Origin of the sequence: Bradyrhizobium sp. Ec3.3 (assembly GCF_000472925.1) — a bacterium.
Classification (GTDB): Bacteria; Pseudomonadota; Alphaproteobacteria; order Rhizobiales; family Xanthobacteraceae; genus Bradyrhizobium.
The window spans coordinates 1-15,609 of sequence record NZ_AXAS01000065.1 but is presented as its reverse complement, the minus strand read 5'-3'; the positions used below and the strand labels follow the sequence as shown (position 1 = coordinate 15,609).

Below are 15,609 nucleotides of genomic sequence, written 5' to 3'. Positions count from 1 at the left end.
GGACCTGACTTACTAGAGCGCTGCGCCACAAAAGGGACCAAACGGTGGGCGCTAGAGCTGGTATGAGCCCGACATCATCTGCAACCTTCAGGTTCGCCTCGTGGGCCGCGCTCCACGCTTCATCGATGTCGCGAGCGTAGTTTCCCGGATCAAGCGCATGACCGCCTGACTGTCGTGCAATCCAATCGGGATCTACGACGAGATCGGCGACTGCTTGATGAGCACCAGCCAGGCGCAGGTGTCTCGTTAGGTTGGCACGAGCGTATTCGACCCGGCCCTGATTTCACAGGATTCGGCGACCCCGGCAGGGTTTTAAGGCTGATCACTAGTCTACCGATGAGTGGTTAAGTGTTTCCGGTCACATCCCTGGACGGAGCGTGGCCACCCTGCCGCGGGCAGGAACATGCATCTTCGATGGTAACAGAACATAACAGGAACATTATATTCATTGGTCGTCTTTGGTCAAGAACCAGCAGCCGCGATCGCGCTGGCCAAATGCCACTTGCGGGGTGCGGCTCAAATGACTCCTGGGAGATCGGCGCAAACAACCATGGGTAGCCGTCGCCAACAGAACGTCCGTGCCAAACCATGGCATCACCGAACGGGCAAACGTTCGGCCTCCTGTGTTTAGCGGTCGTCTACAGCCGATTTGCTTTGACGGACGCCGCTCACCAGGCCACCATTGCGAGGTATTTCAAGTGGTTATGGGGCATGTATGAGCGGTCAATTCGAGATCGCCACGCATCAGGACCTTTTCCGTCACGTCACCGCTGATAATGCGGCGCTGTACCGGTGCGTCCTGGATGTGTGCGCAGCAGCAGAGCGTCAACTGCTGCTTTACGTCCGGCCTTCCGAGATTCTCGCGCAAGCAAAGTGGCTGGGCGAGCCGCCGACCGCGTCCGAACTGGACGCCATCCTCGACAAGCTGACCGAGTGGGGCAATCTCGACTGCCAGGCCGACAATTCGCGCGTTACCTCGTTGAGCGGGTTCTATCGCCGCCGTATGCTCTACCGGCTTTCGAAGGGCGGCGTCTCCGTCGAGATGGCGCTCAGCGCCTTCGCGAGGGAAATGCAGCGCCGCGGCGAACTGCAGACGGTCGCGCTTGAAGACATCGGCAAGAGCCTCCTCACGCTGATCCAACTCGGCCGAAGCAACGATCCTGACGTCGCCAAGATCTACGAGACCCTCAACGGTCTGATGACCGTGTTCAACAACATGGCCGAGACCGCGCGAGCTTTCATGGCCGGCGTCCTCCGCGGTGTCGATTTGCAGGACGGCGACGTGGATGCTGTGCTGAACTACAAGCAGCGTCTCATCGAGTACATTCGCCAATTCGTTGGCGACTTGGTCAGCCGAAGCGGCGCGATTTCCGAAGACATCAATGCCCTTCAGTTGCGTATCGACGCGATGCTCCAGTCGGTGGCCCGCCGCCAGGCACGCAACGCCCCTCCGGGCGAAGAGCTGGCGGCCCACGAAGCGGAACTGAAGATGTGGGACGAGCGGTGGCAGGGCCTGCGCATGTGGTTCGTCGGCGGGTCGAACGGCGAGCGGTCCCAGAGCGAACAGCTCAGAAGTCGCGCCCGCGCCGCGATTCCGCAACTGCTTGCAGCAATCATCGCGATCAACGAACGCCGAAGCGGCCGCAGCGACCGCTCGGCCGACTTCAAGAGCCTTGCTCACTGGTTCCTCGACTGCGACGGCGACGAAGACGCTCACCGACTTGCGCGAGCCGCGTTTGCGCTCAACCCAGCGCGTCACTACGCCGAAAACACCGCCGCTGCTGACGTTACCGGTGTCATTCCGTGGCATAAGGCGCCGTCCATCGTCGTTCCGCTGCGGCTCCGCGAGACCGGCTACAGCATGCCCCGCGGACGGCTCCCGCACGTTCATGATCGAAGCGCCGGACGCAAGAAGCTCGAAGCGCAGGTCGGTGAAGAGCATGCGCAGATCGAGGCAGCCAGACAAAAATTTGCAACAGGGTGTCCCCTGCTCCTCTCGGAGCTCTGGCGTCTAAGCTCGCATGAGTTCCGATTTTTCCTCGATCTCTTGGGCGAAGCCATCGCGACCAAGGCCGCCGGCAACGATGGCGTCACCGAGATCCAGTCCAACGACGGTCTTTATCTCATCCGGCTTGAACCGCTCGACGCGGACACGAAAGCCGAAATCGTCACCGAAGACGGCGTGTTTTGCGGCCGCGACCACCGCATCACCATCACACCGACGGATGCCGCATGAGCGCCGCCTCGTCCACGCGGAGTGAAGCACCCGTTCAGACCGGCCGCCCTGGTGGACGCGAGATCCTGCGCCAGCAGGAGACGCAGGAGCACGCCGAGCGCAGGGAGGCCGTTCGCGCGCTCCTGATGCGCCCGTTACTGACGCCCACAACCGCGGAAGCAAGAGAGGCTCTCCGTTTGGTGCGACGTCACTCCGCGTACCTCAGGGAGTGGTTCGCCCGCGAGGCAGGATGGCCGCTGCGAGTAGAGCGCGACTACGCCAGACTGTGGAAACGTCCGAGCGATACAAGCGATCCAACGCGAGGATGGGCAAGTTTCAACCGCAGGCGCTACGCGATCTTCTGTCTGGTGTGCGCGGTGCTCGCGCGGAGCGACCCACAGATCACCCTTTCCGCCCTGGGTGACCAAATCCTGTCCCTTTCAAAGGATACCGATCTCCTCAGCCGCGGTTTCATTCTCGACATGGCAGACATCCACGACCGACGCAACCTTGCATCGGCCTGCGTCGCGCTCGGCGAACTCGGCGTACTCAATGCCATCGATGGAGACGCCGAGTCGTTCGTCAAGTCCGGGCAGTCGGAAGATCGGTCCCGCGACGTCCTCTACGATGTTAATCGCGGGCCGCTTGCGAGCATTCTTGCATGCGTTCGTGGGCCATCCACGTGGCCTGAGAACGATGCACCGAGGACAACCATCGATCGGATCTCGGCCATCACGGCAGAAATTCAGCCAGAGACCGACGAGGCCCGCCGCGATGTCAGCCGGCACCGTATCTCGAGGCGCCTTCTCGACGATCCCGTTGTGTACGACGGCACAGTTGACGAGGCCGACATGCAGTACTTCATCAATCAGCGCGGCGCGATGGCCAACCGCCTCGCGCTTGGCACCGGCCTTGTCGTCGAACTCCGTTCCGAGGGCCTTGCACTTTGCGATCCGGACGGCAACTGCAGCGACGTCGCGATGCCGGCAGACGGCACCGATGCTCACGTCACGCTCCTTGTGGCAGACCACCTGGCACATGCCGGCGGCGGCGTTCCCGATCGCCTGCGAATCGAAAGGTTCGTGGCCGAATCGGCCGAGCGGTACGGCCGATATTGGCGGCGCAGCGCCCAGGGCGAAGCCGGCGCCCGGGAGCTGACGGCGATTGCCATCCACCGTCTCAGTCAACTCAAGCTCATCACCATCGAAGGCGACAGCATCGGGGTTCTGCCGGCGCTTTCTCGCTACAAACTGGGCGACCCGGATATCAAGCATCGCGATGACAACGATCGGCTGCCCGACGTTTCCGAGGAGGCCGACGAATGAACTCCGTTCTTCCTTTCAACCCACAAAGCACCGGTCCCGTCCTGCCGCTTCCCGGCAAAAAGCGCTGGCAGCCTTTGCGGACCGGCGTCGTGGAGATATTTTTCTATGACGTGGAGGAATTCTGGTTCATCGACGGACACATCGTGTATCGGGGCAACAACGGTGCCGGCAAGTCCAAGCTTTTGGCACTCACGCTACCATTCCTCTTCGATGCCAATCTGAGCCCGTTCCGCGTCGAGCCGGATGGCGATCGAACCAAGAAGATGGCGTGGAATCTCCTCATGGGGAGGCACAAGCGCCGCGTCGGATATGTATGGGTCGAGTTCGGGCGCGTCGACGAGGAAGACAACAACCAGTTCGTCACGCTTGCGCGCGGACTGGAAGCGGTCGAAGACCGCGCGAACGTGGAAAGCTGGTTCTTCATCATCGACGGAAGCCGTGTCGGTCAGGATTGCTCGTTCATCACGCCTGAAAGAGCCGTGCTTCGCCGAACGCAGCTGAAGGATGAGCTGTCCAACAAAGGCGGACACTTCTTCGACCGCGCCGACGACTACCGCCGTGCCGTGGACCAAAGACTTTTCCAACTTGGAGAGGAACGTTACCGCATCCTGGTCGACACCCTCATTCAGCTTCGCCATCCGCAGCTCACAAAGACCCCCGACGAGACGCGTCTTTCCAACGCCCTGACTGCCGCCCTACCTCCGGTCGCGGCCGAAATGATCGACACCATCGCGGAAGCCATGAGCCGCCTTGAAGAGGATCGCAGCCAGCTCAAATCCTATGAACTGGCCCACGCCGCGATCGGAAAATTCGAGCGAACCTACCGCCGCTACGCAGGCGCGCGGATTCGTACGTTTGCGCGCGAGGTCCGTACCGCAAGAACCAAGTTCGAAGAAGCAAGCGCGGAGGTGAACAAAGCCGCCGCGCAATTGGCCTCTGCGCTTCATGAATCGACAGCGGCCGAAACCGCCAACATCGCCGCGAAACGCGAAGCCGAGGCGGCGGATGCGGCATACAAGGGCATCCTTCAACATCCCGACGGCCTCAAGGCGGCAGATCTTGCGACCAAACGGAACCTGGCGGAAGAGGCCGAGGGGCGGTTGACTGCAGCCGAGAAACGCTCCGCAACGGCGGCTGCAGATCTGACGACGGAGTCCGAACGCCAGCAAACGGCGGGGGCCGACCTTGACCGGGCGATGGAAACGCTTGCCGTCAATCGAAGCAAGGCGCTCGATCTCGCCAGATCCGTCGGCATGGTCGCACAGTTTGAGCATGCGAAGTCCTACTCCATGTGGCCGAACGAACTTGTGCGCAATGGGCAGACCTCTCTCCAATCCGAGCGTGGTAATCTACTGATCGCGATCAGGGGCCGCAGAAGCAGCATCGATGCTGTTGTCGAGCTGCTTCGCGAAGTCGACAACAAGATTTCGGCGCTGGCGAACGCGGAGCGCGATGAGAATGCGGCCCGTGGTCTGCTTGACGAAGCCGGCAAGGCTCTTGTTGCCGCCGAGAATGCGCTGAACGGTGAGATCGACGCTCTCGGTGCGGCGTGGCGCCGCCATCTCGGCGGCTGCGGACATCTCATGGCAATAGCGACCGAGGACGCCGTGGATGCCCTCGTCGAATGGGCTCACTCGCTCGAAGGCGAAAACCCTGCCGCGCGCGAGCTCATAGCCGAGTGCCGACTTGCATACAAACGGCTGACCGGCGCGCTGGCCACGCTGAGACATCAGAAGGCTGCGGTACGCGCTGAACTGGAATCCGCGGCAAAGCAGATCGCGGATCTGCAAACCGGCTCATTCGAGCGTCCTCACATCCCGTACACACGCAACGCCGATCGCAAGGACCGCCCGGGCCAAGCCTTGTGGCAGGCCGTCGACTTTGTATCGGAGGCCGACGACGGCGTTCGGGCTGGCCTCGAAGCCGCACTTGAGGCATCCGGACTTCTCGACGCTTGGATCCTCCCCGACGGCAGGATGTTCATCGGCGAGACCGAGCATGACGTGTCGCTTGTTTCGAGGCCCTTGGTCACCGGCAGGACCCTCGCCGACTGGCTTGTTCACTGTAGCGAGCCGTCGCTCCAGGATGCCGTCGAGACTTTTCTGTGCGCAGTCTCCTGTACCGACACCGACGACGGCGCCGAGATGTGGGTATCGCCGGCCGGCCACTTCCGCCTCGGCGCACTCTCGGGCACATGGGAGAAATCCCGCGCCACGTACATTGGCCATTCCGCTCGGGAGAGAGCCAGACTGAAAAAGATCGAAACGCTTGAGGCCACCGCGGCCGCTCTGGGCGAGCAACTTGCCGATCTCGAAACCGCCATCACGAGCAATGCCGCCACGACGGAGGCCATCGAACAGGTCGAGAGGACCTGCCCGCCGGACACCAATCTCCGCAAGTCGCACGACACCGTGCGCTCGGCAACCAACGATCTACACCGGGCCACTGAAAACGTCGGAGCAAGGGCAAACGGTACAGCGGTCGCACGACAGGCTCTGAAAGCGTGCAGTGAGTCCGCCGAGCAGGCGGCGCTCGACACCGCTCTTCCGTGCGACAAGCGGGCTCTCGAACAGGCCCGGATTACCTGCGATAGCCTCAGCGAAGCCCACCTCGTGGTCGTCGAACATTGCTCGAATTCCATCCGCTCCGCGCAGAACCTTCAAGACACTAGCGAGCGTGCGGAAACCGCCCGGAGCCGCCATCATGCCGCAGTAGAAGACGTCAAAGCCGCGGCGATATCGGCGACATCCGCGCGCGCCGTATACGATGCTCTCAAGGAAAGTGTGGGAGCAACCTCCGAACAGTGGGAACGCCGCCTCATTGACGCGCAAAAGCGTCTCGATGATGCCAAGGCCGACGTGGACAGCACGGACGGGCGCCGACTCTCGGCGGTGGCCGTCCATACCCAGGCCGTCGGTGCGCACGAAACTGCGACCCAAGCTTTGGCGACGCGCGTAGAGGAGCGGCAGCGAGCGGCAAGCAATCTGCAAACGCTCGCAGCAACAGGCCTGATGGCCGCCGGCGCCCCCAACGTAGCGTTCCCCGACACCGGCCGGACATGGACGGTCGACGAGACGCGGGGGCTTGCCGCAGAACTGAATCAGGCGCTCAGCGACATCCGCGATAACGAGTGGGACAGCCTGCAGTCCAAAATCTACAGTGAGTTCGTCGATCTCCAGAATGCACTCGCTCAACTAGGATACGTCCCCTACAGTAACAATGTCGACGGATTCGGCCTAGTGGTCACCATCGCCGTCCAGAACAAGACCGGACTGTCTCCCGCCGAGGTCCTTGCCCAGGTCGACACCGAGATCACGCAGCGCCGAACCCTTCTCACCGAAAGCGAGACGAAGATTCTGGAGGACCACCTCCAATCGGAGATGTCCGTCCAAATCCGCAATCTCATTCAGGAGGCCGAACAATATGTCGAAAGGGTCAACGCAGAGATCGAGAAACGCCCGACCTCAACGGGCACCTATTTCCGCCTAAGGTGGATCCCGCTCACTGAAGCGCAAGGTGCTCCCGCCGATCTGGAGGACGCCCGCAAACGTCTCCTCAAGACGAACGCGGATCTGTGGACCGAAAATGACAGGCAAGCCATCGGGGCCATGCTGCAGCGACGCATCGAAGAAGAGCGGCTGAAGGCCGAAGAGTCTGGCGGCAGCAGTCTCCGCGAGCAGCTCTCCGCCGCCCTCGACTATCGCCAGTGGCACCGCTTCGTCGTCGAGCGCAATGCAATGGGCAGGTGGATTTCCATTTCTCAGCCTGCCTCCGGCGGCGAACGTGCGTTGGGTCTCACCATTCCCATGTTCGCAGCCGTCGCAAGCTTCTACGGCGACGAGCACAGCACCCGGCCGCGCCTTGTCCTGTTGGATGAAGCGTACGCCGGCATCGACGACGGCGTCCGGGCGCACTGCATGGGCCTAATCCACGAGTTCGATCTGGACTTCGTTATCACGAGCGAACGCGAATGGGCCTGCTACAAGACGCTGCCGGGCGTCGCGATCTGCCAACTCCAGAGACACGACAAGTTCGACGCAATTCACGTCTCCCGCTGGCGATGGAACGGAAAGACGCGTTCAAGGATGGAAGAACCGGCGCGGCTGATGTTGAACCGTAGCGCATGACGTCGGCCATAGACCAACGCCTGGTCCGGCTCCTCGGCGGCGCGGAGCTTTCCGATCTGCGCGCGCGGCTGCGCAGGCGCTACGAGCTCGGACCGGCCGACGGCAAACTCCCATCGATCCAGGTAGGCAAGCTGAATGAAGCGGAACGCGCCGCACTCGCGTCCCTGGTCGGCCGCAAAGGCGGCGTGGCGGCTTCAATCTCCATCGACGTCAGCGCAGTCGACCGAGCGCTCTCCGACGCCGGTATCGCACCATCCCTTCGAACTGCGCTCGAACTTCTTGACGGTCCGATCATCCACCGCGAAACTGAATTGAATAGGATTCGCGACAGTTGGGCGGCCGTTCTGGCCGGCTGCTCGCACGCCGATCTGATTGCCTATTTGGCCTCGCCGCTCAACTTTGGCGTCCTGAAGCGCTTATCAGGCAATCAACCGGAATCCGCGTCCCTTATCTGCGGACAAACCGAAGACATCCTCAGACGGCTTCCCGCTGCGGGAGTACCGCGCGCTCAAATCGCGGCGGAGCATCTCGGAGACGCTCATGGACTGGACAGCGCCCGCCCGGTCGCCACTCTCACGCTGGCCGTCCTTCGAAGCCGCTCCTCGACCGACACAGGCGATGACCGCGATACATGGGCTGCGGTCGGCATCCTGGTGAACGAACTCGCCAGGCCTGCCCTGTTCTTGAATGTGCCGTGCAGCGGATCGCCAGTCTCGCCAGGAGAACCACAATACGCATCACTGCGGCTTCTCGCACGGCGGCCGCCGGAATGGACGGTGGCGAGCAGATCCATTTTGGTGTGCGAGAATCCGAATCTCGTCGCAATCCTCGCCGACCAACTCGGGACCGCCTGCCCTCCCGTCGTTTGCGTCGACGGCCATCTCGGTGCCGCTCAGCGGACCATTCTCAAACAACTCAAGGAATCGGGGGCAGACCTGCGATATCATGGCGACTACGATTGGCCAGGGATTACGATCGCCAACTACGTGATTGCGAAATACGGCGCCGTACCGTGGCATTTCTCAGCGGCGAACTACGTTGCCGCCGCCAAAAGTGCTCCACAGCGCGCAATGCCACTCAGCGGACGGCCCGTCATCGCTTCATGGGATGCAGATCTCACCACGGCCATGATTAAGACCGGAATCAAGATCGAGGAGGAGGCCATCGCCGAGCGGATCATTGACCTTTTGAGCAAAGAGTCGCTACACGCCTGACCAAATCCGAGAACGCACTCATGTTCGGACGATCGACTGCGAGTACGTCGACGATGGAGAGATTTTGTCGGTTCGCCCCCCAAGGGAGACTTCCGCGCGCCTGCCTGCCACGACGAATCATGCTCGTCGTGCAGTATCAGGCCGCGAGAGCCCCGAGCACGTTCGCCCGCTCAAGAGTCTTTCGAAGGGTTTCATCCGAAACGTGGGTGTAGATTTCCGTGATCGCAATGCTCGAGTGTCCCAATAATTTCTGAACGACTCTGATGTCCACTCCATTTTCGATGAGAAGGGTCGCAGCGGTGTGACGCAACATATGGGGGGTTACGCGGCGCTTTATGCCGGCTTGCCTGCCAACGAGCCGCAGCTTCGAGCGAACGGAATGTGGTTTAAGCGCTGTTCCCCATCGGTTGACAAAGAGAGGTCCTGGCTGCCCGAGTAGCCGCGAGTATACCAACTTCGTCAACTGCCGGCGCAAGTTAGAATCAGCAACATAAACCAACCGATCGCGCGATCCCTTGCCACGAATACGCAGTGCCGACCCATCTTGCCAAACGTCACTCGTCCACAATTTTACAAAGTTCGCCAACACGAATGCCCGCGGCAACCAACGGCCGAAGTTCAATTCCGCGCGAAAGTGTCAGCTTCTGCCCGATATCCTTTCCAGTGAGTTGGCTCGATGAGAGAAGCTGACCCGCCTCGTCACGCGACAGTGCGCGCGGAAGGCGCCTTCGGCGAGGAAGTTTTAAACGCCATCCCGGAAATGGATCGGCTGAGACTTGCTCATCTTCGAGATAGCGGAAAAAGGAGCGCAGGCAAGCAATGCGCCGCCGAACAGTGCTTGCCGACAAGCCGTGCGAGGCGGTCATATCCTCAAGATAGTCGCGTAACGTCTCCGTTGTAATCGGTGCACTCGGAAGAACCAAGAGTGTAGAGCGGAAATGGATGTCGCCAACTGTCGCCGAAAAGCCCTTACATTCATCTGAGAAGAACGAAAGTGTCGGCCCGAGCGAGCCAACCGGCTGAGGGCAGCTTCGAGGCATTCGTTGAAGGCGAAACGGTTCGGCAACTGGGTGAGGGGATCCCGCCGGACCCTCCTTTCGGCCTCCTCACGAACTCCCGGACCACTTCGTATCCTTCGCACGTCTGAGGGACTGCGCAAGCTGACATGGAACACATGGTTTACTACAACGCATGGTCTACTGCGTCAGCCCGGCCAGCGATCAGCCCGATTGGGAGGAATGTCATTCGGCATGCCCTTGCGTTCGTATCGTGCGTTTCTTGGGGTGAACCCGCAGCATTGCTTCGTTCTATCCGATATGGCGCGGGAAAACGGCGAGATGTCAGGCGGCCCACGATCGGCATAAGCTGCGTCATCCTGCCGATCTCATCGATAGAGAAAGTCGTCGGCGCAGGCGGCCGTACCCTGCCGGTCGCTAATGGCTTCTGTCACGGCCTAAGACGGCGCCAGTCCCTACCTCCAATGGAGGAGGCGGGGTACTCCGTTCGTCACCTTCACAATCTCGGAGCGAACTGCAAGCGTGGAGAACTTTGAAGGGGAAGCGCGATGCGAAAGACTTACGTACCAACGGCAGGCGTACAAAGTTGGCAAGCGCTCCTCGCTGATCCCATTAAGCATTGGCGCATAGGCTATTCTGCACGAACGGTCGCGAATTCTTGGGAAGCCGCAGAGGGATTGCCGCCAGAAATCGCTGCGCTATTCGGCTCGGACAGCGAGCTGCTGATTGCAATCCCCGAGCACAAGGTCCCGCTCGACGATGCTGGCAGAGAAAGCCAGACGGATGTGTTCGCTCTGATAAAGGCAAACAATCGCACCATCGCCGTCGCAGTCGAGGGCAAGGTCGATGAGTCCTTCGGACCTACTATCAAAGATTGGTACCTGGACCCGTCTCCCGGAAAGCAGCAGCGGCTCGCGTTCCTTTGTGATTTGATCGGCGCGAGATGCCCACCTCCGGATGAGGCCCACTATCAACTATTTCACCGCACGGCGTCCGCTATCCTAGAGGCTGAGCGATTTAAGACCGACGATGCGGCGATGATTGTACATTCATTCTCGCCCGACGGGAAATGGTTTGATGCCTATGCTGCATTTCTCGATCTCCTTGGTTTAATCGCAGACCATCAGCCACTGGTGAGCAAGAGGCTGCCAAGTGGACGCACCGTTCATTTCGGTTGGGCTACGGGTGATCCTCGGTTTCTAACGGCCTAGGCCAAAGGCCTCACAATGGGGCTGCTCGTTGCCGCGACCTATACGCGCGATGAACGTGCAGAAGACGACTTCTATGTTTCTGGAGCGTGGCATGGGATTTTTCAGGTTTCGCCAGAGCTTTAAGATCATCCAAGGCGTTCGCTTAAACTTGAGCGGCAGTGGAGCCAGCGTCTCACTCGGGGTTAGAGATGCCCATTTCACCATCGGCCCGCATGGCACGAGAACCACGGTCGGACTGCCCGGATCGGGAATTTCGTGGACAGCATATCAAGCTTACTCGTCCGCCAACCGCACATCACTTCCCAATGGCGCGTTGCCAAACCCGGGGCCGAACGAAGCGACGAGCTTAGACCGGAGCGCCACTGTCATTTCTAGTGCGCCAATTGAGCAATTGGTAGCCAGCTCCACTATCGATATTGCGGAAGCGCTGAACGCAAGCAGATCAAGGTGGCAACTATATAAAGCACTCATCGGCGTGCTGGTGGCGCTATTCGCGGTCGGCGCACTCTCGATCGTCAGTTCGCCCCCAGTTGCATCGCCAATAGCGGTTCTGGTCACGGCAGGCGCCGCGATTATTCTGGGCGCGATCGCGGTTCACGGCCTACAATCAAACACGATTTCGCTCCACTACGATCTTTCTAGTGATGCGGCGGAGCATTTCGAGGCTTTAGGACGGGCATTCGGCGCTTTGTCTGCGTGCAGCCGCATTTGGAGAATTCCGTTGGAGAGGGCGGAAGCAGATTGGAAGAGAAATGCCGGTGTTTCAAAAACCGTGGAGCGAAAGCTAATTTCACTAAGGAGAGCCACCCCGTCGCTCGTCAAATGCAATGTCGAGTTTCTGCAAGTGACCCTCGGAAATCAGACTATATATTTTACGCCAGACGCCATTCTTGTGATTGCGGGAGCTAGAGTAGCTGCATTCCGCTACAATGACGTTGAGATAGTCTCTAGGGCGACCCGCTTCATTGAGGACGGCGCCGCGCCGAGTGATGCTCATGTGGTCGCCGAAACGTGGCGTTTCGTAAATCGAAATGGCGGACCAGATCGCAGGTTTAGCAACAACCGCAAGCTCCCCATCTGTCTATATGGTGAAATCGACTTCAAGTCGGCCAGCGGATTGAACGAACGCATACATTGCACGCGCGTCGATGCTTCTGAGGGATTTGCGTCGGCCGTCATCGCGATGCGTGCTGACTACCCTGCCGCTTCCGTCACGCCCGATAATTCTCATACGCCGCCTTTGACTTTCGCGCCTCAGCAAGCTCGCGGCGCTGCCACCGTAGAGGTTGGTGAAGCATACGCACACGAGACGGAAGCCGCCCGTGCTTTTGCGATGAACCATGGAAAGCTGTGGGAGTTCTTGCTTGTGGAGGAGTTGCTTAGGTCGAAACTACAGCCATTAGAGATCGAGTGCGATAAGTTGGCGAGCATTGTTCCGAGGAAGCTCTTCACGGGCCGCGAGTTCTTCCGTTGGGTTGGTAGTGAGTGCAGTGAACTCTCTTCCGCGATAGCAAGTATCAAAGCATGCATCGACAAGGACTTGATGGATGCGCTCGGTCAGCCTGGAATGAATGGGAATGCAATCGCGATACTTAGCGCGGTGAACTCGCTGTTTCACAATTGTCGGCGATTTTTGGAGTTTGAAACGGACCTATGTGCTGCTGAGGTGCCTTCGGCCTTCTACGAACTAAAAGACTCGTTTCGTGGCATTGCTGCGAGCATGGTTCGCGTGATCGACGATCTTTACCTTCAATGGAGTCGAAATACAGAGGCGCTCAGGAATGGCGCTCAAAAGTTCGAGCTTAAGATCACCTTCGACGCTCTGCCCCAGCTCAAGCCAGCTCTGGCGGAATTTGAAAGGATCAGGAAGAGGCCGGAACTGTATTAGGGCTCCACGCAGCCTTGCGTTTGGTCGACGTACGTTTTGCATTCCCAGAGCATCGAGGACAGGAGGGTTGCTTGGCAACAAAAGAGCAGTTTCGCGACGAAATCCGGAAGCACCTGCGCGAGGCCGAACTGCGCGGCTCTCGATCATTGGATTTGAATTCAGGGACACTCCATCGACAGCTAGGTGGCTATCCGGGATCCAACCATCAGATGCCTTCATGCTGCCGAGCTATGTACGATGAGCAGATCGCCTCTGAGGACAAGATCGTCACAAGACCCAAGAAGGGCTTCGGCGCATCGTTGACGATCCGATACTCTCTGCCCAGAAGACGCTAGTAAAAGGCAGCGATCCTACCGGCGTCACATCACACACAGCGACAGCAGCGACAGCAGCGGCAGCGGCAGCAGCGGCAGCAGCGGCAGCGATCTTTTAGAATATGGTCTCACCAACCGGGGGCATCCCAGTTACACCGTCGGTGTCGTGGTCGAGATGGATATCCCTTCGCCTCGCCTCCTCCGGCGGCTCGTCAATATCAGCTTCTTCCTTGAGATGGATTATGGCCTGCTTCAGCGCCTCGCGGATCGCGAAGCGAGAGATCCTTACGTCATGGTCTGATTGCCAGGCCCCAAACACTTTCATGTGCAGCCCTTAGGAGTGCCAAAACTTCCACACGCTAAAGATGACGCTGGACAAAGCAACAATCCACCCCATCCCCACAACGGGTTGACGACGAGTCGCAACGTGGGCCATCTAGGCCGTCAGCAGCCCGCCACGGTTGGGACCATAATCTTTCCTGAACTCAGCACTTCGCTTGGCGATCTCGACCAAATCCGAATCGGACACCTCAACCTCCTGTCATGTCCAACGCCTGCCTGGACCTTGCTGGCCCACGTTAAATCCGCAACGCACTGTCGAGGCTAAGGCCTAAATCGGCCCGTCAACCGCAACAACGCACCACGACTTGCCTTCAGGATAAGGCCGGACAGTTGGTTTATCGTTTACAAACCCCTATTTTCCGAATTCTCCAGCGAATTCATCTGCTTGGGTCTATAAGGCCGATGTCCGACAGAGGGATCTAATCAGTGCTTTGCCCGACGGAGCAGAATTCGGCTTTTTCGCATTCTTATTGTTTGGGTGGGTTTGGCTGGATAAGGCTAGCCGCCACCGCCGAAGCGGCTCGCGTGAAGAACTGGCGCCGTGATGTGGCCGCGGCGGGCCTTTGCGTGGTAGATACACTATCAGCGTCGGTCATTTGAAAAGCCTTTGAAGTGATCGATGTTAGAGCCGGAGCGAGGTGCCCGCATTGCCCCGGTTTGCTTTCATGATATCATGAGATATGCGCAAATCTCGTGATATCACGAAATCAGCAAAGAAGAGACCTTCCGAAGCCGGCGAGGCGGTGCTGGTGCGGCTGCAGCCAGAACTGGCAAAGCCGCTGGATGATTGGCGCCGAGTTCAGGACGACCTTCCCGGACGGCCTGAGGCGATCCGGCGGCTCGTCGATATCGGGCTGAAGGCGAAGGCGAAATAAGCTCTGGGGACGGACCATGAAGCCGCTAATCGGACTTGTCGCGCTACTGCTTACGACCAGCGCGTTCGCTCAAACTGCTCCGCCGAGAGCCGCTAAAAGGCAGCCAGTTCAGGCAAAGCAGCAAGCCCCGATGGGTTGCAAGTTGGTTGGCACGGTCAGGGGCACTAAGCTATGGGCGGGCGACTGTACTGCTGCGCCGGAAGCTCCGCTGCCCGCCTCGCCGGCTGAACCGCCCAGTGACGCCCCCGCAGAGAAGCAGTAGATCGGCATCGTCTGCTCGCAGGTGCAACCCATTGTGGTGGGGATACCCAAAGATGGTTTCCCGGTTGCCATTTTTTCCCGATATGGTGGCGTTGCGCTCGGATGGGCGCTCTAAGAGCGGGCGGCTCCGGCGTCGCCCCCGCCGTCTGCTTTGCACGCGCTGTTAAGGTGGCTGGCGGCGAGGACCGTCAACGGATTTGCCAGAACGCCGCTTGATTGGTCTGGCTATTGTAGCCGGATTGTTTCTATACGCGGTCGTTTCCGCGCTTTGGATGGTTGGCTAGGAGGTAACGCGCGGATGTCCGATCGAGAAATCGAGCATGAAACCGCCGTGAAGCAACTCCTACGGAAGGCAGCCAGGCGAAGGCGTCCAAGTCAGCTCTACTCAATCGTCCCGCATGGCCAAGAGACTGATGCAAACCGTGAGTTCGCATCGCATCGCGAGCCGAACGGCCTCGTATGGTTTTTCTTATTCTTGCCAGCGTTTGTGATTGCCTACGCAATTTGTGTGAAGATGGGCGCGATTTAAGATGACTTCACGCCCGCACCTCAACAGGGAGCTCTTCAATTGCCTAAAGCGGGATGGGGTTAGGTTGAATCGATTTGGGATTGAACGAAGCCGCTGTCGCGGCATGTAGGGAGCCATAGCAAGGATTGCCTCCTGTCTGAGAGGATTGCGGGTTTTCAAAGCCCAACCCTTCAGACAGGAGGTTTTCCGATGGCTGAGATCAGCCCACTTCGCCGCCGCATGATCGAGGACATGACGGTCCGCAATCTGTCACCGGCGACGCAGCAATCCTACCTCAACGCCGTAGCGAAGT

General features: G+C 59.6%; 11 protein-coding genes and 1 pseudogene. 9 read left to right on the top strand and 3 right to left on the bottom strand.

Annotated elements, in window-relative coordinates; genetic code table 11:
* Window positions 1–715: 715 nt before the first annotated feature.
* Genes YUU_RS0138530 through YUU_RS0138515 form a run of 4 tightly spaced genes read left to right on the top strand, consistent with a single transcriptional unit; the run spans window position 716 to window position 8,881 of the window.
* Window positions 716–2,236: a TIGR02677 family protein gene (locus YUU_RS0138530; protein WP_027527084.1), complete on the top strand. Its 1,521-nt coding sequence runs from the start codon at window positions 716–718 to the stop codon at window positions 2,234–2,236.
* Complete coding sequence (locus YUU_RS0138525; protein WP_084801754.1) at window positions 2,233–3,540, top strand: TIGR02678 family protein; 1,308 nt, start codon at window positions 2,233–2,235, stop codon at window positions 3,538–3,540. Before YUU_RS0138530 ends, YUU_RS0138525 begins: the two co-directional genes overlap by 4 nt.
* Window positions 3,537–7,667 (top strand): TIGR02680 family protein, encoded by a 4,131-nt coding sequence (locus YUU_RS53165; RefSeq protein ID WP_051390118.1) that lies wholly within the window; start codon window positions 3,537–3,539, stop codon window positions 7,665–7,667. Before YUU_RS0138525 ends, YUU_RS53165 begins: the two co-directional genes overlap by 4 nt.
* On the top strand, window positions 7,664–8,881 hold the full coding sequence (locus tag YUU_RS0138515; protein ID WP_027527082.1) for a TIGR02679 family protein: 1,218 nt from the start codon (window positions 7,664–7,666) through the stop codon (window positions 8,879–8,881). The genes YUU_RS53165 and YUU_RS0138515 overlap by 4 nt, the downstream gene beginning before the upstream one ends.
* A 136-nt stretch (window positions 8,882–9,017) precedes the next feature.
* Here YUU_RS0138515 and YUU_RS59350 read toward each other — a convergent pair whose 3' ends face one another.
* Window positions 9,018–9,470, bottom strand: coding sequence for a tyrosine-type recombinase/integrase (locus YUU_RS59350; RefSeq protein WP_305728045.1), 453 nt, complete (start codon window positions 9,468–9,470; stop codon window positions 9,018–9,020).
* On the bottom strand, window positions 9,436–9,747 hold the full coding sequence (locus YUU_RS60560) for a hypothetical protein (protein WP_198031907.1): 312 nt from the start codon (window positions 9,745–9,747) through the stop codon (window positions 9,436–9,438). Before YUU_RS60560 ends, YUU_RS59350 begins: the two co-directional genes overlap by 35 nt.
* A gap of 698 nt (window positions 9,748–10,445) precedes the next feature.
* Here YUU_RS60560 and YUU_RS0138505 point away from each other — a divergent pair.
* From YUU_RS0138505 to YUU_RS59335, 3 genes are all read left to right on the top strand, one after another.
* Window positions 10,446–11,108 carry a hypothetical protein gene (locus tag YUU_RS0138505; RefSeq protein ID WP_027527081.1) on the top strand — a complete coding sequence of 221 codons (663 nt, stop codon included), beginning with the start codon at window positions 10,446–10,448 and terminating at the stop codon, window positions 11,106–11,108.
* Between the two features lie 91 nt (window positions 11,109–11,199).
* Window positions 11,200–12,996, top strand: coding sequence for a DUF4236 domain-containing protein (locus tag YUU_RS0138500; RefSeq protein WP_198031906.1), 1,797 nt, complete (start codon window positions 11,200–11,202; stop codon window positions 12,994–12,996).
* A gap of 71 nt (window positions 12,997–13,067) precedes the next feature.
* Window positions 13,068–13,331, top strand: coding sequence for an HNH endonuclease (locus tag YUU_RS59335; protein WP_156944753.1), 264 nt, complete (start codon window positions 13,068–13,070; stop codon window positions 13,329–13,331).
* Between the two features lie 94 nt (window positions 13,332–13,425).
* Here YUU_RS59335 and YUU_RS0138495 read toward each other — a convergent pair whose 3' ends face one another.
* A complete protein-coding gene (locus YUU_RS0138495) occupies window positions 13,426–13,635 on the bottom strand; it encodes a hypothetical protein (protein ID WP_027527079.1) in 210 nt (69 codons plus the stop codon).
* Window positions 13,636–14,332: 697 nt separating this feature from the next.
* On the opposite strand from YUU_RS0138495, the gene YUU_RS53155 reads away from it, so the two are divergent.
* Both YUU_RS53155 and YUU_RS61695 read left to right on the top strand, forming a co-directional pair.
* Entirely contained in the window at window positions 14,333–14,527 is a 195-nt protein-coding gene (locus YUU_RS53155) for a hypothetical protein (protein WP_035664551.1), read from the top strand.
* A gap of 979 nt (window positions 14,528–15,506) precedes the next feature.
* Window positions 15,507–15,609 (top strand): annotated as a pseudogene (locus YUU_RS61695) (integrase); the annotation flags it as partial.

Coding starts and splice junctions, on each gene's coding strand:
- YUU_RS53165 (WP_051390118.1), top strand. CDS start 3,537: ATGAACTCCGTTCTTCCTTTCAACCCACAAAGCACCGGTCCCGTCCTG.
- YUU_RS0138495 (WP_027527079.1), bottom strand. CDS start 13,635: ATGAAAGTGTTTGGGGCCTGGCAATCAGACCATGACGTAAGGATCTCT.
- YUU_RS60560 (WP_198031907.1), bottom strand. CDS start 9,747: ATGACCGCCTCGCACGGCTTGTCGGCAAGCACTGTTCGGCGGCGCATT.
- YUU_RS0138500 (WP_198031906.1), top strand. CDS start 11,200: ATGGGATTTTTCAGGTTTCGCCAGAGCTTTAAGATCATCCAAGGCGTT.
- YUU_RS0138505 (WP_027527081.1), top strand. CDS start 10,446: ATGCGAAAGACTTACGTACCAACGGCAGGCGTACAAAGTTGGCAAGCG.
- YUU_RS0138525 (WP_084801754.1), top strand. CDS start 2,233: ATGAGCGCCGCCTCGTCCACGCGGAGTGAAGCACCCGTTCAGACCGGC.
- YUU_RS53155 (WP_035664551.1), top strand. CDS start 14,333: ATGCGCAAATCTCGTGATATCACGAAATCAGCAAAGAAGAGACCTTCC.
- YUU_RS0138515 (WP_027527082.1), top strand. CDS start 7,664: ATGACGTCGGCCATAGACCAACGCCTGGTCCGGCTCCTCGGCGGCGCG.
- YUU_RS0138530 (WP_027527084.1), top strand. CDS start 716: ATGAGCGGTCAATTCGAGATCGCCACGCATCAGGACCTTTTCCGTCAC.